This window comes from Leucobacter luti, from assembly GCF_004217175.1.
Taxonomy (GTDB): domain Bacteria; phylum Actinomycetota; class Actinomycetes; order Actinomycetales; family Microbacteriaceae; genus Leucobacter; species Leucobacter luti.
Map to the genome: position 1 here is coordinate 530,438 of NZ_SHKI01000003.1, position 18,349 is coordinate 548,786.

Annotated in this window: 18 protein-coding genes; 14 read left to right on the plus strand and 4 right to left on the minus strand. The window is 66.7% G+C overall.

All coding sequences use genetic code 11. The features are described from left to right. Window positions 1–3 precede the first annotated feature (3 nt). From cofD to EV139_RS05585, 4 genes are read right to left on the minus strand one after another with little or no spacing between them, the layout of a single operon-like run. Window positions 4–1,098 carry a 2-phospho-L-lactate transferase gene (cofD, locus tag EV139_RS05570; protein WP_130453315.1) on the minus strand — a complete coding sequence of 365 codons (1,095 nt, stop codon included), beginning with the start codon at window positions 1,096–1,098 and terminating at the stop codon, window positions 4–6. Then, window positions 1,095–2,012: an ABC transporter ATP-binding protein gene (locus EV139_RS05575; protein WP_130453316.1), complete on the minus strand. Its 918-nt coding sequence runs from the start codon at window positions 2,010–2,012 to the stop codon at window positions 1,095–1,097. Before EV139_RS05575 ends, cofD begins: the two co-directional genes overlap by 4 nt. Then, the gene (locus EV139_RS05580) at window positions 2,009–3,082 is read right to left on the minus strand and encodes a FecCD family ABC transporter permease (RefSeq protein WP_198677462.1); all 1,074 of its coding nucleotides are present in this window, start codon (window positions 3,080–3,082) and stop codon (window positions 2,009–2,011) included. The genes EV139_RS05575 and EV139_RS05580 overlap by 4 nt, the downstream gene beginning before the upstream one ends. After that, entirely contained in the window at window positions 3,079–4,047 is a 969-nt protein-coding gene (locus EV139_RS05585; RefSeq protein WP_130453317.1) for an ABC transporter substrate-binding protein, read from the minus strand. Before EV139_RS05585 ends, EV139_RS05580 begins: the two co-directional genes overlap by 4 nt. Before the next feature lie 262 nt (window positions 4,048–4,309). Here EV139_RS05585 and EV139_RS05590 point away from each other — a divergent pair, with 262 nt between their 5' ends. The 14 genes from EV139_RS05590 (at window position 4,310) to EV139_RS05655 (ending at window position 18,321) form a co-directional block, all read left to right on the plus strand. Continuing rightward, window positions 4,310–4,888, plus strand: a complete 579-nt coding sequence (locus tag EV139_RS05590) for an amino acid synthesis family protein (RefSeq protein ID WP_198677463.1) — start codon at window positions 4,310–4,312, stop codon at window positions 4,886–4,888. A 40-nt stretch (window positions 4,889–4,928) separates the two neighbouring features. Continuing rightward, window positions 4,929–6,272 carry an aminotransferase class III-fold pyridoxal phosphate-dependent enzyme gene (locus EV139_RS05595; RefSeq protein WP_130453318.1) on the plus strand — a complete coding sequence of 448 codons (1,344 nt, stop codon included), beginning with the start codon at window positions 4,929–4,931 and terminating at the stop codon, window positions 6,270–6,272. After that, window positions 6,269–7,714, plus strand: coding sequence for a dihydropyrimidinase (hydA, locus tag EV139_RS05600; protein WP_130453319.1), 1,446 nt, complete (start codon window positions 6,269–6,271; stop codon window positions 7,712–7,714). Before EV139_RS05595 ends, hydA begins: the two co-directional genes overlap by 4 nt. Before the next feature lie 69 nt (window positions 7,715–7,783). After that, complete coding sequence (locus tag EV139_RS05605) at window positions 7,784–8,788, plus strand: LLM class flavin-dependent oxidoreductase (protein ID WP_130453320.1); 1,005 nt, start codon at window positions 7,784–7,786, stop codon at window positions 8,786–8,788. Window positions 8,789–8,797: 9 nt separating this feature from the next. Beyond that, window positions 8,798–9,460: an NADPH-dependent F420 reductase gene (gene npdG / locus EV139_RS05610; protein ID WP_130453321.1), complete on the plus strand. Its 663-nt coding sequence runs from the start codon at window positions 8,798–8,800 to the stop codon at window positions 9,458–9,460. A 2-nt stretch (window positions 9,461–9,462) separates the two neighbouring features. Next, on the plus strand, window positions 9,463–10,299 hold the full coding sequence (locus tag EV139_RS05615; protein WP_130453322.1) for a carbon-nitrogen hydrolase family protein: 837 nt from the start codon (window positions 9,463–9,465) through the stop codon (window positions 10,297–10,299). Continuing rightward, window positions 10,296–11,435: a Zn-dependent alcohol dehydrogenase gene (locus tag EV139_RS05620; RefSeq protein WP_130453323.1), complete on the plus strand. Its 1,140-nt coding sequence runs from the start codon at window positions 10,296–10,298 to the stop codon at window positions 11,433–11,435. Before EV139_RS05615 ends, EV139_RS05620 begins: the two co-directional genes overlap by 4 nt. Before the next feature lie 9 nt (window positions 11,436–11,444). After that, window positions 11,445–12,893: an aldehyde dehydrogenase gene (locus tag EV139_RS05625; protein ID WP_130453324.1), complete on the plus strand. Its 1,449-nt coding sequence runs from the start codon at window positions 11,445–11,447 to the stop codon at window positions 12,891–12,893. Between the two features lie 46 nt (window positions 12,894–12,939). After that, complete coding sequence (gene cofE, locus EV139_RS05630; RefSeq protein ID WP_237464570.1) at window positions 12,940–13,719, plus strand: coenzyme F420-0:L-glutamate ligase; 780 nt, start codon at window positions 12,940–12,942, stop codon at window positions 13,717–13,719. 6 nt (window positions 13,720–13,725) lie between these two features. After that, on the plus strand, window positions 13,726–14,448 hold the full coding sequence (locus tag EV139_RS05635; protein ID WP_130453326.1) for a glycosyltransferase family protein: 723 nt from the start codon (window positions 13,726–13,728) through the stop codon (window positions 14,446–14,448). Window positions 14,449–14,686: 238 nt separating this feature from the next. Next, window positions 14,687–15,517, plus strand: a complete 831-nt coding sequence (locus tag EV139_RS05640) for an ABC transporter permease (RefSeq protein WP_157993001.1) — start codon at window positions 14,687–14,689, stop codon at window positions 15,515–15,517. Beyond that, window positions 15,510–16,298: an ABC transporter ATP-binding protein gene (locus tag EV139_RS05645; RefSeq protein ID WP_130453328.1), complete on the plus strand. Its 789-nt coding sequence runs from the start codon at window positions 15,510–15,512 to the stop codon at window positions 16,296–16,298. The genes EV139_RS05640 and EV139_RS05645 overlap by 8 nt, the downstream gene beginning before the upstream one ends. Continuing rightward, a complete protein-coding gene (locus tag EV139_RS05650; RefSeq protein ID WP_130453329.1) occupies window positions 16,298–17,116 on the plus strand; it encodes an ABC transporter permease in 819 nt (272 codons plus the stop codon). The genes EV139_RS05645 and EV139_RS05650 overlap by 1 nt, the downstream gene beginning before the upstream one ends. A gap of 47 nt (window positions 17,117–17,163) precedes the next feature. After that, on the plus strand, window positions 17,164–18,321 hold the full coding sequence (locus EV139_RS05655) for an ABC transporter substrate-binding protein (protein WP_157993002.1): 1,158 nt from the start codon (window positions 17,164–17,166) through the stop codon (window positions 18,319–18,321). Window positions 18,322–18,349 lie beyond the last annotated feature (28 nt).

An 18,349-nucleotide genomic window follows, 5' to 3' on the forward strand; every position in this document is an offset into this window, starting at 1 on the left:
GAACTATATCCCAAAATGCGGTAAATCAAGACGTCGGTTCACTTTCGCATCGTCGTGTGGCTCCGTGTTACGCACCGAGCTGCTCGCGAGAGCGAGCAGGGCCTCTACGATCCGGGCATCCTCTCGACCGCCGGTGAACCTCAGCGGCACGGATCGAGTCACGATCGTCCTCTCCGATCCGGGCTCGCCGGAACCGCCGGGCTCGCTGTGCTCGCCGGAACCGCCACGCCCGCCGCGCCCGTCCGCTTCACGTCCGAGGTCGTCGACGGGATCGACGAGCCACCCGTCGAGCAGGCCGCCCGCGCCCCTGGATCCGTAGAAATCGCGCACCCCGAGCGCTGAGCACTCGACTCCCGCTGCGGCGAGACAGCGATCTGCCCAGCCGCGCACCGGCCTGCCCCCGATGATGGGGGAGACGCCGACGACGGGCGCCCGTGCCCCGGCCACCGCCTCGCGCACTCCGGGAACCTCGAATATCGGCGTGATCGACACGATGGGGTTGGACGGCGCGACGACGACGAGGTCGGCCTCCTCGATCGCCGCGATCACGCCCGGTGCCGGTTGCGCGGCGGCGGCTCGCGGATACTCGAAGCGCTCCGGAACGGGCTCCGCCCGGAGGCGTACCCACCACTCCTGAAACGAGAGCGGCCCGTTCGGAACCCGCACGATGGTGGGTGAGTCGTCGTCGGTGACCGGAAGCACCCGGGCCGAGATGCCGAAGTCGTCGAGGAAGCGCTGGGTCACCCGGCTGAGAGGCATGCCAGAGGCGAGCAGCTCGGTGCGGATGAGACTGTGGCCGAGATCGAGGTCGCCGAGGTGGAACCACGCCGTATCGGGGAGATGGTGCTCGATCTGCTTCGCGATCCGCGCGGAATCCCCAGCCCTGCCCCACCCTCGCTCGGTGTCGCCGAGGTCGCCGAGGTGATAGGTCACCGAATCGATATCGGGTGAGATGCGAACCCCGAGATGGGTGAAGTCGTCTCCCACGTTCACGATCGCGGTGAGCCGGAGAGAAGGATCAGCGGTGCGGCGCCAGGCGTCTAGTGCGCGAGCGCATCGGGCCCCGCCGACCCCGCCTGAGAGCAGCACGATTCTCATCGGCCCGCCTCCAGGCGAGACGCGGCGCCACCGGCGCCGCGGTACTCGAGCACCCACGAGGCGGGGGCGTCGCCGAAAGGAGCGAAGGGCACGCCCTCCCCGTGCCCGCCCGCCCAGGCGAGGGCATCGGCAGAGGGGGCCGCGTCGGGGTAGCGGAGCGAGAATGAGAGCCCTCCGTCGGATCGCTCCGTCGCGTCGACGGCCACATCGAGGTGCCGCATGATCGATTCCCTGGTCAGGGTCTCCCCGGTGGTTCCGACTTCGCGCACCGTCCCGTTCTCGAGAAACGCGATATGGGTGGCGACGTAGCTCGCGATATCGAGGTTGTGCAGGCTCGCGACGAATGCGGTGCCGTCTGATGCCAGCTCCTTGATCAGCAGCGCGATGTCGCGGATCGCCGAGAGGTCGAGGTGATTCGTCGGCTCGTCGAGAATGAGCAGGCGGGAGCCCTGTGCGAGTGCGCGAGCGATCCGCGCCCGCTGGCGCTGCCCTCCGGAGAGCTGGGGGAGCGGAACGGCGATGAGCTGCTCGAGACCGCAGCGCTCGATGGCGGATCTCACCGAGTCGATGTCGCTGCGGGTGAACGACTGCAGCAGACCGCGGAAGGGTACCCGGCCGAGCCGCACGTACTCGAAGACGGTGAGCGGAGGCGTCGTGCCCGCCTCCTGGGGCACGATGGCGACGAGCTTCGCCCACTCGGCGCGGGAATGCGCGGCGAGCGGCCTGCCGTTCCAGCTCACTCGCCCGCTGTCAGGGGCGAGATATCCGGAGAGCACGCGCAGCAGCGTGCTCTTCCCGGAGCCGTTGCGCCCGAGCAGGCCGAGTACTTCACCGGGTTGCACCTCGAGCGCCGGAGCATCGAGCGCGAATCCGCGATCGCGAGCAAGACGCAGGCGTGTGGTGGTGAGTGTCATGCGCCGACCTCCCGTTTCCGAAGCATGATCACGGCAAAGACTACGGCACCGAGGATGGAGGTGGTGATGCCGACCGGCAGCTCCTGGGGCGCGACCACGGTGCGGGAGAAGGTGTCGGCGAGTACGAGCAGGAGCGCGCCGGCGATCGCCGAGAGCACGAGCAGACTGCGCTGCGAGAGGCGCAGGATGCTGCGCACGATGTGCGGGACGATGAGACCGACGAACCCGATGGCTCCCGAGACCGAGACCATGCCGGCCGCGAGCAGCGAGGCGGCGATAAGCACGCCGGCTCGCACGCGCCGAACGTCGAGACCGAGAGAGTGGATCTCCTCATCGCCGAGGAGCAGTATGTCGAGCAGCCGGGCGACGATCACGAGCGCGCCGCCGAAGATCAGGAGGGATCCCGATGCGACTCCGGCGCTCTCCCAGGTGACGCTGCTCAGCGATCCGAGCAGCCAGTGCAGTACCTGGCGGTAGCTGTCGCTATCGCGGGACTGGAAGATGGTGAGCGACGTGAAGGCGCTGAAGAGGGCCGTCACGGCCACTCCGGCGAGAATCACGCGGGTGGCTTGCGCGTCGCCCCGCATCCTCCCGAGCACGAGCGTCGCGGTGAGCGCGAGCAGGCCGCCCGCGAAGGCTGCGAAGGGGAGCGCCACTGCGAGCCCGCTGAGGATCACGCAGACCGCGCCGAAGGATGCTCCCGAGGAGATGCCGAGCAGATACGGTTCGGCGAGCGGGTTGCGCAGCGCAGTCTGCATCGCGACGCCCGCCATGGCGAGCCCGGCTCCGACGAGTGCTGCGGTGAGCACTCGCGGAATGCGCACCTGGAGCAGAATCGTCTCCTCCGGCCCCCAGTCGGCGATCGGCGTCGACATCGCCGAGGGGAGTGCGCTCATCGGGATCCGCACGGCCCCGAGGAGCGTGCCCAGTGCGAGTGCGCCGAGCAGGAGGATGACGAGGATCGCGCCGAGCAGGAGCGCACTGCGGGTCGAGGCGGCTGCGGAAGCTGCGGAGCCCGCTCGTTCGCCCGTCATCGCGCCGGGTGCGCGCGCTGCTCGGTGGATCGTCATCCGCGTCGCGCGATCTCGATTGCGCCCGAGGCGATCGTCTCCACGGCGTCGACGTTGCGCACGCCGGCCTCCGTCGTCGCGAAGTCGACCGAGATGTAGTTTCCCGCTCGCACCGCCCGCATGCTCTGCGCAGCCGGATGCGCTTCGATGCGCTGGCGCTTCGCGTCGGCGCTGTTCCAGGGGCTGTTGACGAGAACGATGACATCGGGATCGCTCGAGACGAAGGCCTCCCACGACATGCTCAGCCAGCTCTCCGCCTGATCGCCTGCTGCGTTGTCGAGGCCCGCTGCCTCCATGATCATGTTGGGTGCTCCCGTGCCCCCGCCCACGAAGGGGGTGTCCTCACCAGAGCTGTACCAGAGGGCGGTGATCGGCTCGGCGACGCGCTCGAGCCCCTTCAGCTGCTCGCGCTGCTCGGCGATGAGCGATTCCGCGCGCTCGGGAACCTCGAAGATGTCGCCGATCTCGGCGTACATCTCGAAGACATCGTCGAAGGTCATCGCCGCCTGCGTCTCCTCTCCGAAATCGCAGGCAGCGGGTGAGATGTAGCTGCGAATGCCCAGTTGCTCGAGCTGGTCGCGGGTTCCCGGGCCCTCGGCCGAGAGGTTGGACGCCCAGCCTGCGAAGACGAAGTCGGGCTGGACGCTGAGCAGCAGCTCGCGACCGGGAACCTGCTCGGAGAGCTCGGTGACGGACCACCCTGCGGGAGCGAGCGATTCGGGCACCGTTCCGTCGAGGAACGCCGAGCCGACGATGCGATCCTCGAGGCCGAGTGCGAGAAGCAGCTCGAGCGGAGTCGACTTGATCGTCACGACTCGCTCGGGCGTCGGATCGGTCTCGAGGGTCGTGCCGCAGTTCTCCAGCGAACTCGCGGCCTCGGAATCGCTCTGCCCTGCGGGCTCGCCGGGCGCCGCTGCCCCGGAGCAGCCGCCGAGGGCGGCGGCGGAGACCAGCGCGAAGAACAATCCAAAACCGAACCGATGGTTTACTTTTTTCAAACCGTGCCGCCAATCACCAACTAAAACGATTATTCATTGATTATTCAGCAGTGTAGCGAGGCAGTCAACCCCCTGATGCTCGGCGAAATATGCCCGCAAGACGGATGCAGTCAGGAGCTGCCTCGAAAATGGCCCTTCGGTTTATTTTCAAATTGGACTTGATTTTTTTCCGAACCACGGGTTCACTTATGCGTATACCCACTCGCATCGAGAGCAATAGGAGTAGTACATGGAGCTGCAGGTTCGCAAAATCGTTCGCCACGTCGAGGAGCTTCGCGAGGAGAACGGGATCGCGCTCGAGCGGCCTCATCGCGTTGCGTACGTGGCTGCCATCATCAAGAATCCGTTCGGCACGAACGGCTACGTCGAAGACCTGGTCTCGATCGCCGACGAACTCGGAGAGAAGATCGGCGAACTCGTCGGCCCGGCGTGCGTCGAGCTGCTCGACGATGAGGTGGAGGTGTTCGGCAAGGCCGCGCTCGTCGGCATCGCGGGCGAGACCGAGCACGGCTCGGCGCTGATCCACAATCTGCGCTTCGGCAATGTCTTCAGGCAGGCGGCCCAGGGCACCGAGCTGCTGCCCGCAGCCGAGAAGACCGGGCTCATCGCGACCCCCATCGACGTGCCGCTCAAGCACAAGACCGACGCGAAGACCCGATCGCATCATCAGAGCTTCACCCTGAGGATCGAGGACGCGCCGAGGCCCGACGAGATCGTGATCGCGTGCGTCGCCGGAAACCAGGGCCGCCCGCTCCAGCGTCTGGCGACCTTCGGCGCCGAGGCGCCGGTGGAGATCGGACAGCAGTGATGCCCGCGAAGCAGCGGCGACAGAACGAGAGGACAGAGGCGTGAACGCAGCAGCGTGGAGCAAGGACGAGGTCGTCGAGGCGGATCGCGAGTACGTGATCCACTCCTGGTCGAAGCAGGGCGGGCTGAACCCCCGGGCGATCGCCGGTGCTCAGGGATCGTGGTTCTGGGACTACGACGGCAACAGGTTCCTCGACTTCCAATCGCAGTTGGTGAACAGCAATCTCGGTCATCAGCACCCGAAACTCGTCGCGGCGATCCAGGAGCAGGCGGGAAAGCTCTGCTACATCGGCCCGAACTTCGCGGAGGAGTCGCGTGCGCGCCTCGCCCAGAAGCTCGCCGAGATCACCCCGGGCGACCTCAAGATGAGCTTCTTCACCACCGGAGGCGCGGCGGCGAACGAGAACGCGCTGCGTCTCGCCCGTCACGTCACCGGCCGCAGCAAGGTCGTCGCGCGCTACCGCTCCTACCACGGAGCGACGGCCGGTGCGATCTCCGTGACCGGCGACCCCCGCCGCTGGCACGCCGAGCCGGGAATCTCGGGCGTCGTGCGCATGCTCGACCCCTATTCCTACCGCTACCCGGATCGGGGCGAGGGTTCGGCCGTCTACGAGGGCGGGCCGCATCTCGAGGAGATTCTGCAGTACGAGGATCCCTACAGCGTCGCGGCGGTGATCCTCGAGCCCGTCACCGGCACCAACGGACTCATCTATCCCGGGGAGAACTATCTCCGATCCATTCGCGAGGTGTGCGACAAGTACGGGATCATTCTCATCTTCGACGAGGTGATGGCAGGCTTCGGTCGTACGGGAGAACTCTTCGCCTGCAACCACTGGGGAGTCGTGCCCGACATCCTGATCACGGCGAAGGGCCTGAACTCCGGGTACGTGCCGCTCGGCGCGATGACCGTGTCGGCGAAGATCTCGGAGTGGCTGCAGAACAACAAGTTCTGGGGCGGCCTCACCTATGCGGGCCATCCCCTCGCATGCGCCTCGGCCCTCGCCTCGCTGCAGATCATGGAGGACGAGGATATCGTGGCGAACTCGAAGCGCCAGGGCGAACGTCTCGGCGCGGGGCTCGCCGAGCTCGCGACCCGGCACGAGTCGATCGGAGACATTCGCGGGCGCGGTCTGTTCTACGGCCTCGAGCTGGTGCGCAATCGTGAGACGCGCGAGCCGCTCGTGCCCTTCAACGCGGTCGGCGAGGCCGCGGCGCCGATGCAGCGGGTCGTGAAGGCGGGAATGCAGAAGGGGCTCTACCTCTCCGCGAACTTCAACGTCATGCGCCTCACCCCTCCGCTCGTCATCAAGGACGACGAGATCGATTTCGCTCTCGAGGTGCTCGACGAGGTGCTCACGCTCGCGGATGAGGACGTGACGTCATGACCGGCGGGGCGCCGGATCGCCGCACGATTCTCATCTCGGGCGGCACCGTCGTGAATGCCGAGGGCTTCGTGCGCGCCGATGTGCTCATCGCCGGTGAGCGCATCGTCGGGATCGGCGTCGACCAGGGCTGGCAGGCGGATGAGGTGATCGATGCGACGGGGAAGTACATCATGCCCGGCGGGATCGACGCCCACACCCATCTCGAGTACCCGATCGATGGCTTCACCACGCGCACCTCCGATGATTTCGCCACCGGTTCGGTCGCGGCGGCCTTCGGCGGGACGACGATGTTCATCGACTTCGTGAAGAAGCACCCCGAGCAGTCGCTGTTCGAGACCTTCGCGGATCGCCGGGCGACCGCCGAGCAGAAGAGCATCATCGATTTCGGTCTGCACGCGATCGTGCCCCCGCTCGCGCAGCAGCCGGATGTGCACGACGATCTGCGCCGCCTGCGCGCGGAACAGGGTGCGAGCAGCTGGAAGTTCTTCATGGCCTACCCCGGCACGCAGATGGTGGAGGACGACGAACTTCTCGCGGGCATGGACCTCGCGCGCGAACTCGGCGCCCTGCCCATGGTGCACGCCGAGAACGGGCACATGATCAACCGGGCCGTGCAGCGCCTGCTCGACGACGGCAACACCGCCGAGGTGTTCCACGCCGAGGCTCACGGCCACGCCTCCGAGGCCGAGGCCGTGCACCGGGCGATCGTGCTCGCCGAAGAGGTGGGCACGCCGCTCTACATCGTGCACGTGTCGAGCCGGCTCGCGGCCGCGGAGATCGCGAGCGCGCGATCCGAGGGCCTGGAGGTCTGGGGCGAGACCTGCCCGCAGTACCTGCTCACCGCCCGCGAAGATTACGAGCATCTCGGGGAGGAGGCCGCCGGCTACATCTGCTCGCCGCCGATTCGGGAGCGAGAGAACCAGGACGACCTGTGGCGCTACCTCTGCGCCGACGGCCTGTCGACGCTCGCGACCGACCACGCGGCATTCTGCATGCACCAGACCGAGGATCTGCCTCCGCAGAAACTGCGCTCTCCCGGGTACTTCCCGAAGACCCCGAACGGCGTCCCGGGCCTCGAGGATCGCCTCATGGTGGTCTGGGAAGCGGGAGTCGCGAGCGGCCGCATGGATATGTGCCGCTTCGTCGAGGTGACCTCTGCACGACCCGCGAAGCTCTTCGGGCTCTACCCGCAGAAGGGCACCGTCTCCGTCGGGGCCGATGCCGATCTCATCGTCTGGGATCCCGCAGCGGATCACGTGATCACCTCGGAGGGATCGCACTCCCGCACCGACTACAACCTGTACGAAGGCATGCGCGTCACCGGCCTGCCCGTCACGGTGCTCAGTCGGGGCCGGATCCTCATCCGCGATCGCGAGCTCCAGCCCGAGGCGCGTCAGACGCGCGGACGGTATCTCGAGCGAGGTCCGGCGCAACTCTACTGACCCCTACGTTTCTCAGTGCTCGCACTGAACCCGGGACGCGAGTCGGCGTCCACCAGAGAAAGGCACAGCATGAAAATCCCACTTGGCATCCACGTCGGCGACCGGATGACGCTCCCCGAGACCTGGGAGGTCGCGGAGTACACCGACGAGAAGGGCTTCGACTCGTTCTGGGTCGCCGAGGGCCGCATGGCGCGCGACGGCATCGTTCCCGCAGCGATCGCGGCGGCGCGCACCAAGCAGATCCGCATCGGCACCGGCGTCGTGAACAACAAGAGCCGCAACGTGGCGCTCATGGGCGTGACCTTCAAGACGCTCGACGAGGTGGCACCCGGACGTGCGATCCTCGGCATCGGCGCCTGGTGGGAGCCGCTCGCGACGAAGCTCGGGTCTCCGATCCGCAAGCCCGTCGCTTCTATGCGCGAGTACATCACCATCCTCAAGCAGCTCTTCAACAATGAGACCGTGACCTTCGACGGTGAGTTCTACAGCGTCGACGGCATTCGCTTCGACAGCATGTACCGCGAGAACACCGAGGTACCGGTGCCGGTCTACGTCGGCGCCGTCGGTCCGCGCATGCTCGAGCTCTCGGGCGAGATCGCCGACGGCGTGCACATGGACTTCCTCCTGCCGCCCTCCTACCTCGTGGGAGCCAAGGAGGCCATCGACGCGGGCATCGCGAAGCGCACGGACGGCAAGACCGAAATCGACCTCACTCAGATCATCGCCTGCAGCGTGGACGACAAGAATCCGCAAGAGGCCATCGACGCGTGCAAGGCCTTCCTCACGCTCTACCTCATGCAGCAGCCGCACATCGCGGCGCACTCCGGCGTCGAGCCCGAGCTCGTCGAGCGCATTCAGGAGATCGCCGGCTGGCCCGCGACAAAGGAGGACATCAAGCGGGCGATGCAGCTGGTGCCCAACGAGCTCGTGCAGAACGTCACCGCCTGCGGCTCGACCGACACGGTGGTGCAGAAGCTGCTCGAGTACCGCGAGGCCGGGGTGCGCGTTCCGGTGATCTCGACGCACGGCGATCACCACCAGACCCTCGTGAACATCACCGAAGCGCTCTCCTAGGAGGTACTCATGACGATCGCGATCGTAGGGGGCACCGGCCCTCAGGGAAGCGGAATCGGGTTGCGTCTCGCGCTGGCGGGCGAAGAGGTCATCCTCGGCTCGCGCGACGCGGACAAGGCCCGGGCTGAGGCGGATCGCCTCACGGCGGAGCACTCGCCCGAGGGGCGCCTGTCGGGCACGGGCAACGCCGAGGCGGCGGAACGGGCAGAGACGGTGATCCTCGCCGTTCCCTACCGGGGCCACGACGAACTCGTGACCGCACTCGCCCCCGTGCTCGCGGGCAAGCTCGTCATCAGCTGCGTCAACCCGCTGTCATTCGACAAGCTCGGACCCGTCGGCGCCGAGATCCCCGACAAGAGCGCGGCGGAGGAGGCGGCGCGGATCCTCACGGCGAGCACCGTGGCCGGAGCGTTCCACCACCTCTCCGCCGTGACCCTGCACTGGGTCGACCACGATCTCAGCCACGAAGACGTCCTCGTGTGCGGCGACGATACCGCCGCGAAAGCCGAGGTCATGAGGCTGGCCGGGAAGGTCACCGGTGGCCGCGCGATCGACGTCGGAGCGCTGCGTCTCGCGAGGCATCTCGAACCGTTCACCGCAGTGCTCATCTCGGTGAACAAGAGATACAAGACCAACGCCAGCGTCTCACTGACCGGAATACGGAAGGAATGAACATGAAACTTGCGGCACTCCAGTTGCGAGCCACCGGGGATCGCGACGAGACGATCCGGCGAGCGGCAGAGCTCATCGACGAAGCGGCGGCTCAGGGAGCACGGGTGGTGCTCATGCCCGAGTTCTTCGCCATTCCCTTCGTTCAGCCCGAGCCCGACCCCGGTTACGTGAAGTGGGCCGAGCCGATGGACGGCCCGTCGAACGAGCTGTGCTCGCGCAAGTCAGCCGAGCACGGCATCACGATCGTCTCCTCCTTCTTCGAGGGCACGAGCGTGCCCGGCATCTACCACAACACCTCGGTCACCTTCGTGCGCGGCGAGGCCCGCCAGGTCTATCGCAAGTCGCACCTGCCCTTCTCCAACGGCTTCCCCGAGAAGTTCTACTTCCGGCCCGGCCAGGAGCCGCCGTCGGTCGTCGATGCGGGCGACGTGAAACTCGGTACCATCATCTGCTACGAACGGCACTTCCCCGAGCTCTCGAGAACGGTCGCCCTCGACGGCGGCGAGGTGCTCTGCGTGCCGGTCGCATCGGCTTCGGCGCCGATGAAAGAGGTGTTCCAGCTCGAACTGCGAGCCCACGCCGCCTTCAACCAGTTCTTCGTGATCTGCTCGAATCGCGTGGGCCTCGAGGGAACCAAGGACTACTTCGGCCTGAGCGCCGTATACGGCCCCGACGGCACCGTGCTCGCGCAGGTGCCCGATGGCGAGGAGGGCGTCGCGGTCGCCGAGGCCGATGTCGAGGGCATGCGCGCCTCGCGCATGCGTCGCCCCTTCTTCCGCGATCGCCGCCCCGAGCTGTACGGCGCGATAATCGAAGAGCGAACCGAGGGAGCGAAATGATGAAGACGCAAGCGGCGGCGATGCTCGAAGCCGGAAACGACTGGGAGATCGTGGAGCTCGATCTGCAGGAACCGCGGGCCGGAGAGGTGCTCGTCGAGTTCACGCACGCGGGGCTCTGCTTCTCCGACGAGCACCTGCGTCACGGCGGTCTCGGCGACATTCCCGTTATCGGCGGCCATGAGGGAGCCGGTATCGTTCGCGGTCTCGGCGACGGCGTGACGAGCGTGCAGCTCGGGGATCACGTCGCGGCCTCGTTCATCCCGACCTGCGGCAAGTGCTACTGGTGCTCGAGCGGACGCGCGAACCTCTGCGCCGAGGCGGCGAACAGCCCGGGCCAGGCCGATCCCGACAGTTTCCGGTTCTCGCTCGACGGGGAGGCGATCCCCGCCAACTGCGGGCTCGGAACCTTCGCCCGCTACGCGGTCGTATCCGAGAACTCGCTCATCCGCGTCGATCCGGAGATCCCTCTCGCGGCGGTCGCCGTGGCGAGCTGCGGCGTGCTCACCGGCTGGGGCGCCGCCGTGCACGCCGCGAAGGTGCAGCCCGGCTCCGTCGTGCTCGTCCTCGGGGCCGGCGGCGTCGGTGTGAATGCGATCCAGGGCGCGAAGCTCGCCGGGGCCCGCGAGATCGTCATCGTCGACACCAACCCGACGAAGCTCGAGTTCGCCGAGCAGTTCGGGGCGACCCGCCTGTTCACCTCGATGGACGACGCGAAGGCCTTCCTCCTCGAAGCGAACCCCGAGGTCGCCGGAGCCGACTACGTCATCGTGGCGACCGGCAACACGACTGCCGGGATCGTCGGTGCGGCCTACGACGTGCTCGGCACGCGGGGCACCCTCGTGCTCGCCGGGATGTCGCAGGATGTGAACGACAAGAACGTCCAGCTTCCGGGAACGCAGATGATCTTCCGCGAGCAGACCGTGAAGGGCACCATCTACGGCTCCTGCAATCCTCGCAGGGATGTGCCGATGATCATGGATCTGTACCAGCGCGGGCTCATCAAGCTGGATGAGCTCGTATCGCAGACCTACACGCTCGAGGACATCGAGCAGGGTTTCTCCGACCTGAAATCCGGAGTGAATCTGCGCGGAGTGGTCGAGCATGCGCCGATCGAGGCGCAGCGAGCAGAGAGTTGAGACTGAAAAATGCATAAGCAGACACTCTTCATCGGTGGCAAATGGCAGGACGCCGCCGATCGGGATCGGTTCTCCGTGCACGACTCGAACACCGAGCAGGTGTTCGGCTCCTTCCCCCTCGCCACCGAGAGCGACATCGATGCGGCGGTCGCCGCCGCACGCGGCTCGCTCGATGACGGCGGGAGCTGGGGCGGGTACTCCGCATATCAGCGCGCAGCGGTGATGCGCAGATTCGCCGACGCCATCGAGCGCCGCCGGGAGGAGGTCGGCAAGCTCATCAGTCGCGAGGTCGGCACCCCGATCGCGCGCTCGACCTACAGCAACGCCGACACGGCCGCATCGCTCCTGCGCTTCTACGCGAGCGTCATCGAGGACACCTCGATCGAGGATCTCCGGCCCGCCGCGACCGGATACTCGATCGTTCGTCGCGAGGCCATCGGCGTGGTGGGCATGATCGCTCCGTGGAACTACCCCCTGAGCACGCTCTTCTTCAAGCTCGCCCCCGCGCTCGCCGCCGGCTGCACCGCCGTCATCAAGCCCGCGAGCTTCACCGCGCTGGATTCGTACATCATCGCCGAAGCGGTGATCGAGGCCGACATGCCGCCCGGCGTCATCAACATCGTCCCCTGCTCGCGCGAGACGGGCGACTACCTCGTCGCGCACCCCGGGATCCAGAAGATCGCGTTCACGGGGTCGACCCCGGTCGGGCGGAAGATCGGCCGCACCTGCGGCGAGACCCTCAAGCCCGTGACGCTCGAACTCGGAGGCAAGTCGGCGGCGCTGCTTCTCGAGGATGTTCCGCTCGATACCTTCATCGCCGATCTCGCCGATCTCAGCTTCTCGAACAACGGCCAGACCTGCACGAACAATTCGCGTCTCATCGTGCCGGAATCCCGGTACGACGAGATCGTCGACGCGATCGCGACGGAGGTCGCGTCGTGGAGAGTGGGGGATTCGCTCGACCCGGCGGTCGAGATGGGGCCCGTGGTGAGCGCGGCCCATCAGCAGTCGCTCGAGAACTACTACGAGATCGCGAAGCGCGAGGGCGGCCGCGTGGTCGTCGGAGGAGCTCCGCTGGATCGAACCGGCTTCTTCGTGGCGCCATCGGTCTTCGCCGACGTGACGCCCGAGATGACGCTGTTCCGCGAGGAGCTCTTCGGCCCCGCCATCTCCATCACCCGGTACAGTGGAGACCCGGACGAGGGGGTTCGGCTCGTGAACGATTCGGAGTACGGTCTGTCGGGCGCCGTGTACACGGCGGATGAGACGGTCGGCCTCGAACTCGCTCGGAGGCTCGAGACGGGGACAGTATGCTTCAACATGTACAACTTCGACATCGGGGCTCCCTTCGGGGGCAGGAAAGACTCGGGCATCGGCTTCGAGCTCGGTGCCGAGGCGATCATGGCGTACCTGCACTTCAAGACGATCTTCACCCCGACCGTCCCGGCCGGTTTCTGATGCGCGGCCGAGCCGGACGGCGCGAGGCTCTCGGCGAGGCGTGATGATGCCGCAGCCGCTGCTCATCCACCCGGTCGAGGGTCTTCCCGAGTTCGAGCCGGGCATGTCGATCGCGGCAGAGATCGTGAGAGCTCTCGACGGGTGCGAGCAGCTCTCCGGTCTCTGCGACGGCGATGTGCTCGTCGTGACGAGCAAGATCGTCTCCAAGGTCGAGGATCGATTCCTGCCGGCCTCGGAGAAAGCCGCCGCGCTGGCGGCCGAGACGGTGAGGGTGGTGGCGAAGCTGCCCGGCTCGGGCGCTTCAGCGATCGTCGAGAACCGCCTCGGCCTCGTCATGGCGGCTGCCGGTATCGACGAGAGCAACGTCGCGGGCGAGCGTCTGCTGTTGCTGCCCGAGGATCCGGATCGCTCGGCCGCGCGCATCGCGGAGGAGCTCGAGCGGCTCACGGGCAGCATCGTCGGCGTCATCGTCAGCGATACCGCCGGCCGGGCGTGGCGCATCGGGCAGACCGATATGGCGATCGGCGCGGCGCGGGTGCAGGTGATCGACGATGTGCGGGGCGGAGTCGATGCGAACAGCAAACCGCTCATCGTGACGCAGCGCTGCGTCGGTGATGAGCTTGCCGCAGCTGCGGATCTCGTCAAGGGGAAGGCCTCGAATCTCCCGGTGGCGGTCATTCGCGGGCTCTCCCAGCACGTCGGTGCGCGGTTCGTCGACGGAGCGCGTTCGATCGTGCGCGCTCCGGAGGAGGATCTCTTCCGCATGGGCGCGAACGAGGCGATCGCGGAGGGAGAGCGTCGCGCGCGGGCAGCGCGCGACGTGTGATGCGCGATGGGCGGCGGGGGGAGCTGGCGGGCGGTGGTGCCCGTGCGCGCGTTCGCGCAGGGGAAGACCCGCCTGCGCCGCTCCGGCCACGATCCGGCGGTGACCGAGCTCGCCCGGCTGCTCGCCCTGCGGACGATAGCCGTGCTCGAGTCGGTGCCGCAGATCTCCTCGGTGCTCGTCGTCACCGATGAGACGGGTGAATCCTTCGCGGCGTCGACGAAGACGTCGGTGCTCCGCGAGCCGCGGCCTGCGGGGCTCAACACCGCAGTCGAACGGGGTCTTCTCGAGCTGGGATACGGTGCGGGAAGGGCGGTTGCGGATCCGGTGAGGATCCTCGTGCTCCACGCCGATCTTCCGCTCGTCGAGCCGGGAGAGGTCGCGGAGACCCTGCTCGCAGTCGAGGGGCTCGGAGCGGATGCCTTCGTCGCCGACGAATCCGGCACGGGCACCACCGCGCTCGCGTTCTTCGGCGGTGCATTCCGCGCCCCGGGATTCGGCCCGGGCTCCGCGCTGCTCCATCGACTCCGGGGATTCGCCTCGCTGGCTCTTCCGCCCGAGCACGGGATGCGGCGCGATCTCGATACCTGGGAGCAGGTTTCGACGTACCTGCGCTCGCCGCAGCAGCCGGCGGTCAGCGAGCTGCTCGCGAGCGCCGAGTGGAGCGCGCGTGCTCGCGGAACACGCGTCGAGGCGTCACCGGCGCGCCTCGCGCTCAGCAGCCGATCCTAAGTGAACCGATAGTCCTCTTCTCGCGGGCGGCGCTGTGTTTCAGTCTTGTTACTAATGAATAAAGATGTTCCGTTGCGTCGACAAAGGCGCTATTGTAAACAGAACCAACGGTTCAACTACGGGAGTTGTAATGACGCAATCAGTTACGCAGACGATGTCTGTGTCACTTAAGCAGGGAAAAACCCGCAGCTCCGCTGCAGGGCTGCGGAGAGCATTGAGACCGATCTACCGTTTCGTTTTGATCACCCTCGGTGTGCTCGTCGGCTTCTCGCTGCTCTGGGAGGGCTACAAGGCCCTCGGGCAGTGGACCGGAGACCGGATTCCGTTCACCGGCATTCCGCTTCCGATCTCTTCGAGTGATGCGGCGATGCCGCACATCTCCACGATCGTCGGAGCACTCTTCGCGCCCACCTCCGGAGCGAGCAGCACCACACTGCTGAGCTATCTTCTCAACGAGCTCTCCGTCACGCTCCGCGAGTCCGCCATCGGCGTCCTCATCGCCACGGTCGTCGGCTGCCTGCTCGCCGTGGTGCTGCGAGAGGTGAAGATCATCGAACGGGGCGTGCTGCCGTGGCTGGTGATCTCCCAGACGATCCCCCTGGTCGCCCTCGCCCCGATCATCGTCGTCTGGATGGGATCCGCAGGTCTCCCGAGCTGGGTGGCGGTCTCCGTCATCGCGGCCTATCTCTCCTTCTTCCCGATCGTCATCAACATGATCACCGGCCTGAACAGCCCCGATCCGGTGCAGGTGGAGCTCATGCGATCGGTCTCGGCGTCGCGGATCCAGGTGCTCTGGTGGCTCCGGTTCCCAGCGTCGCTGCCGTATCTGTTCATCGGCCTGAGGCTCGCAGCGATCTCCTCGGTCGTCGGCGCGATCGTCGGCGAGCTCTCTGCCGGAACGGGCCTCGGCATCGGCCGGGCGATCCTCACGGCCGCCTACTACTTCACCAACGCACCCGAGAATCTCTTCGCCGCGGTTCTCGTCGCATCGCTCGGAGGCATTCTCTTCGTGCAGATCGTCGCATTGATCGAGTTCATTGTATTGAGGAAGAGGAACACGAATGGCTAGCGCAATCTCCATCCAGAACGTCAGCAAGACGTTCCACGTGTCGGGAAAAACGATCCCCGCGCTCTCGAACGTCAGTCTCGACATCGAGCAGGGCGCCTTCGTCTCGCTGCTCGGACCCTCGGGGTGCGGCAAGAGCACCCTGCTGCGCGTGATCGGCGACCTCCTCGACAGCGACGAGGGGTCGGTGCAGGTTCTCGGCAAGGAAGCCAGGAAGAGCCGGCAGGATCGCGATTACGGCATGGTATTCCAGCAGCCGGGTCTCATGGACTGGCGCACGATTCAGAAGAACGTCGAACTGCCGATGCAGGTGGCGGGAGTGGGGAAGGCCGAGCGCGCGGCGCGGGCGAAGGATCTGCTCCAGCTCGTGCGTCTCGAGGGCTTCGAAGGGCATCGGCCGAGGCAGCTCTCGGGAGGAATGCAGCAGCGGGCCGCCATTGCGCGCGCGCTCTCGTTCGAGCCGAAGATCCTGCTCATGGACGAGCCCCTCGGCGCCCTCGACGAGATGAACCGCGAGCACATGCAGCGAGAGCTGCTCCGCATCTGGCGGGAGACCGGCACCACCATCGTCTTCGTCACCCACAGCGTGTCGGAAGCGGCGTTCCTCTCCACCGAGGTGGTCGTGATGTCGCCCCGGCCCGGCCGCATCGCGACGCGCATTCCGATCGACCTCCCCTTCCCGCGCACCGACGAGACGCGCTCGACCGAGAAATTCTACGAGGTCGAGACCCAGGTGCGCGAGGCGCTCCACGCAGTGCTCGAACCGACGGTTACGGGTGTGTGATGAGCAGCGCAACTCAAGTCATCGGCCTGAGGCCGACCTCGCGCGGCCGCGCGCGTACGGGAAAGCTCGTCTCCACGATCGCGCCGCCCTTCGTCGTCGGAATCATCGTGCTGCTCGGATGGGAGCTGATCGTTCGGCTGGCCGAGATCCCGCAGTTCATCCTTCCCGCGCCGAGCGTGATCTTCGCGCGGTTCGTGAGCGATTTCGGCATCATCGTCTCCGCATCCCGGGTGACCGCCATCGCGGTGGTCGGCGGCATTCTGCTCGGCTCGGTGCTCGCGGTGATCACCGCGTTCATCGTGAGCATCTTCGAGCGCTCCTCCAAGGTCGTGCTCGTGATCGTGTCGGTGATCAGCTGCGCCCCGATCGTGGCTCTCGCCCCGATCTTCAACGCCTGGTTCGGTGCGACCAACCTCTTCTCGAAGATCGCGATCGCCGCGATCATGGTCTTCTTCCCCGTCATGGTGAACACGACGAGCGGCCTGCTCTCGGTGACCCCGCTGCACGCGGAGCTCATGCAGTCGCTCGGCGCGAGCCGCTGGCAGACCCTGCTCTTCGTGCGGATCCCCGGCGCCCTTCCCTCGCTCGTGGACGGCCTGAAGGTCGGTGCGTCGCTCGCGGTCATCGGCATCATCGTGGCCGAGTACTTCGGCGGCACCGCGAACGCCCTCGGCGTGATGATCGCGAACTCCGCCGCCATCTCCCAGTTCGCGCTGACGTGGGCGGCGGTCTTCGCCGCGAGTGCGCTCGGCATCCTCGTCTACCTCGGAGTGCTGCTCCTCGAGCGCCTCATCATCCCCTGGAAATCCTCCCAATGATTCGACACACACACTCAATGCAGATTCCTCTGCGAAAGGACCCTCTCATGAAATTCACGAATGGGCTCAGAACGCTCACCACCATGGGCGCGGTTACCGCGCTCGCCATCGGACTCGCCGGCTGCAGCGGCATGTCGGATACGGGCTCGGGCGGCCAGGCCAATCCCGCCAACGAGAACTGCGAGAGCGTCGACAAGGTCACGGTCGTGCTGCAGTGGCTGACCCAGGCCCAGTTCGCCGGGTACTTCGCCGCCGATGACAAGGGCTACTACGCGGATCAGTGCCTCGAAGTCACCATCCAGGAGGGCGGCACGAACGTCGTCCCGAACCAGGTGGTCGCCTCGGGCAACGCCGAGTTCGGCGTGAGCCTGCTGCCGCGCAGCCTGGCGTCGCGCGAGGAGGGCGCGGACATCAAGCTCATCAGCCAGATCTACCAGAACAACAGCTACCTGCAGGTCGCCTGGGCGGATTCCGGGTTCACCGAACTCGCCGACCTCAAGGGCACGACCCTCGGCGCCTGGGGCGGCGGAAACGACCTCACCCTCCGCGCCGCCCTCGCAGGATCGGGCATCAACATGGACACCGACGTCAATGTGGTGCAGCAGCCGTTCGACATGTCCCTGCTGCTGAACCGCGAGGCGGATTCGGTGCAGGCCCTGACCATCAACGAGTACGCGCAGCTGCTCGAGACGGTGAACCCCGAGACCGGTGAGCTCTACACCGAAGACGACTTCACCATGTTCAACCTGCAGGAGCTCGGCTACAACACCCTCGCCGACGGGGTGTACGCCCAGGGCGCCTGGCTCGAGGACGAGGCGAATCAGGACATCGCGGCCCGGTTCCTGGCCGCGAGCTACGAAGGCTGGGCCTTCTGCCGCGACAACGCGCAGGAGTGCGTCGACATCGTGCTCCAGCGGGGCAGCGCCCTGAGCGCGACGCACCAGCTCTGGATGATGAACGAGGTGAACAAGCTGATCTGGATCGACAACGGTACGCCGATCGGCACCGTGAACCCCGATGACTTCGAGCGCACCGTGCAGATCGCGATCGACGGCGGCACGTTGAAGGCCCCGGCGAGCGAGAGCGACGTGGTCGACAGCTCGGCCCACGACGCCGCGCTCAAGCTGCTCGACGCCACCGGCGTCGATGTCATCGGAGCAGGGTTCGAGCCGATCGAGGTCACCCTCACCGAGGGCGGCAAGTAGCAGGAAGCGATGCGGGTCCTGCAGCCGG

Excerpts from the sequence above, each read along its gene's own strand:
- EV139_RS05655 (WP_157993002.1), top strand. The coding sequence starts at position 17,164 with ATGAAATTCACGAATGGGCTCAGAACGCTCACCACCATGGGCGCGGTT.
- EV139_RS05605 (WP_130453320.1), top strand. The coding sequence starts at position 7,784 with ATGAAAATCCCACTTGGCATCCACGTCGGCGACCGGATGACGCTCCCC.
- EV139_RS05625 (WP_130453324.1), top strand. The coding sequence starts at position 11,445 with ATGCATAAGCAGACACTCTTCATCGGTGGCAAATGGCAGGACGCCGCC.
- EV139_RS05635 (WP_130453326.1), top strand. The coding sequence starts at position 13,726 with ATGGGCGGCGGGGGGAGCTGGCGGGCGGTGGTGCCCGTGCGCGCGTTC.
- EV139_RS05615 (WP_130453322.1), top strand. The coding sequence starts at position 9,463 with ATGAAACTTGCGGCACTCCAGTTGCGAGCCACCGGGGATCGCGACGAG.
- EV139_RS05650 (WP_130453329.1), top strand. The coding sequence starts at position 16,298 with ATGAGCAGCGCAACTCAAGTCATCGGCCTGAGGCCGACCTCGCGCGGC.
- EV139_RS05590 (WP_198677463.1), top strand. The coding sequence starts at position 4,310 with ATGGAGCTGCAGGTTCGCAAAATCGTTCGCCACGTCGAGGAGCTTCGC.
- hydA (WP_130453319.1), top strand. The coding sequence starts at position 6,269 with ATGACCGGCGGGGCGCCGGATCGCCGCACGATTCTCATCTCGGGCGGC.
- cofD (WP_130453315.1), bottom strand. The coding sequence starts at position 1,098 with ATGAGAATCGTGCTGCTCTCAGGCGGGGTCGGCGGGGCCCGATGCGCT.
- npdG (WP_130453321.1), top strand. The coding sequence starts at position 8,798 with ATGACGATCGCGATCGTAGGGGGCACCGGCCCTCAGGGAAGCGGAATC.
- cofE (WP_237464570.1), top strand. The coding sequence starts at position 12,940 with ATGCCGCAGCCGCTGCTCATCCACCCGGTCGAGGGTCTTCCCGAGTTC.
- EV139_RS05620 (WP_130453323.1), top strand. The coding sequence starts at position 10,296 with ATGATGAAGACGCAAGCGGCGGCGATGCTCGAAGCCGGAAACGACTGG.
- EV139_RS05575 (WP_130453316.1), bottom strand. The coding sequence starts at position 2,012 with ATGACACTCACCACCACACGCCTGCGTCTTGCTCGCGATCGCGGATTC.
- EV139_RS05580 (WP_198677462.1), bottom strand. The coding sequence starts at position 3,082 with ATGACGATCCACCGAGCAGCGCGCGCACCCGGCGCGATGACGGGCGAA.
- EV139_RS05645 (WP_130453328.1), top strand. The coding sequence starts at position 15,510 with ATGGCTAGCGCAATCTCCATCCAGAACGTCAGCAAGACGTTCCACGTG.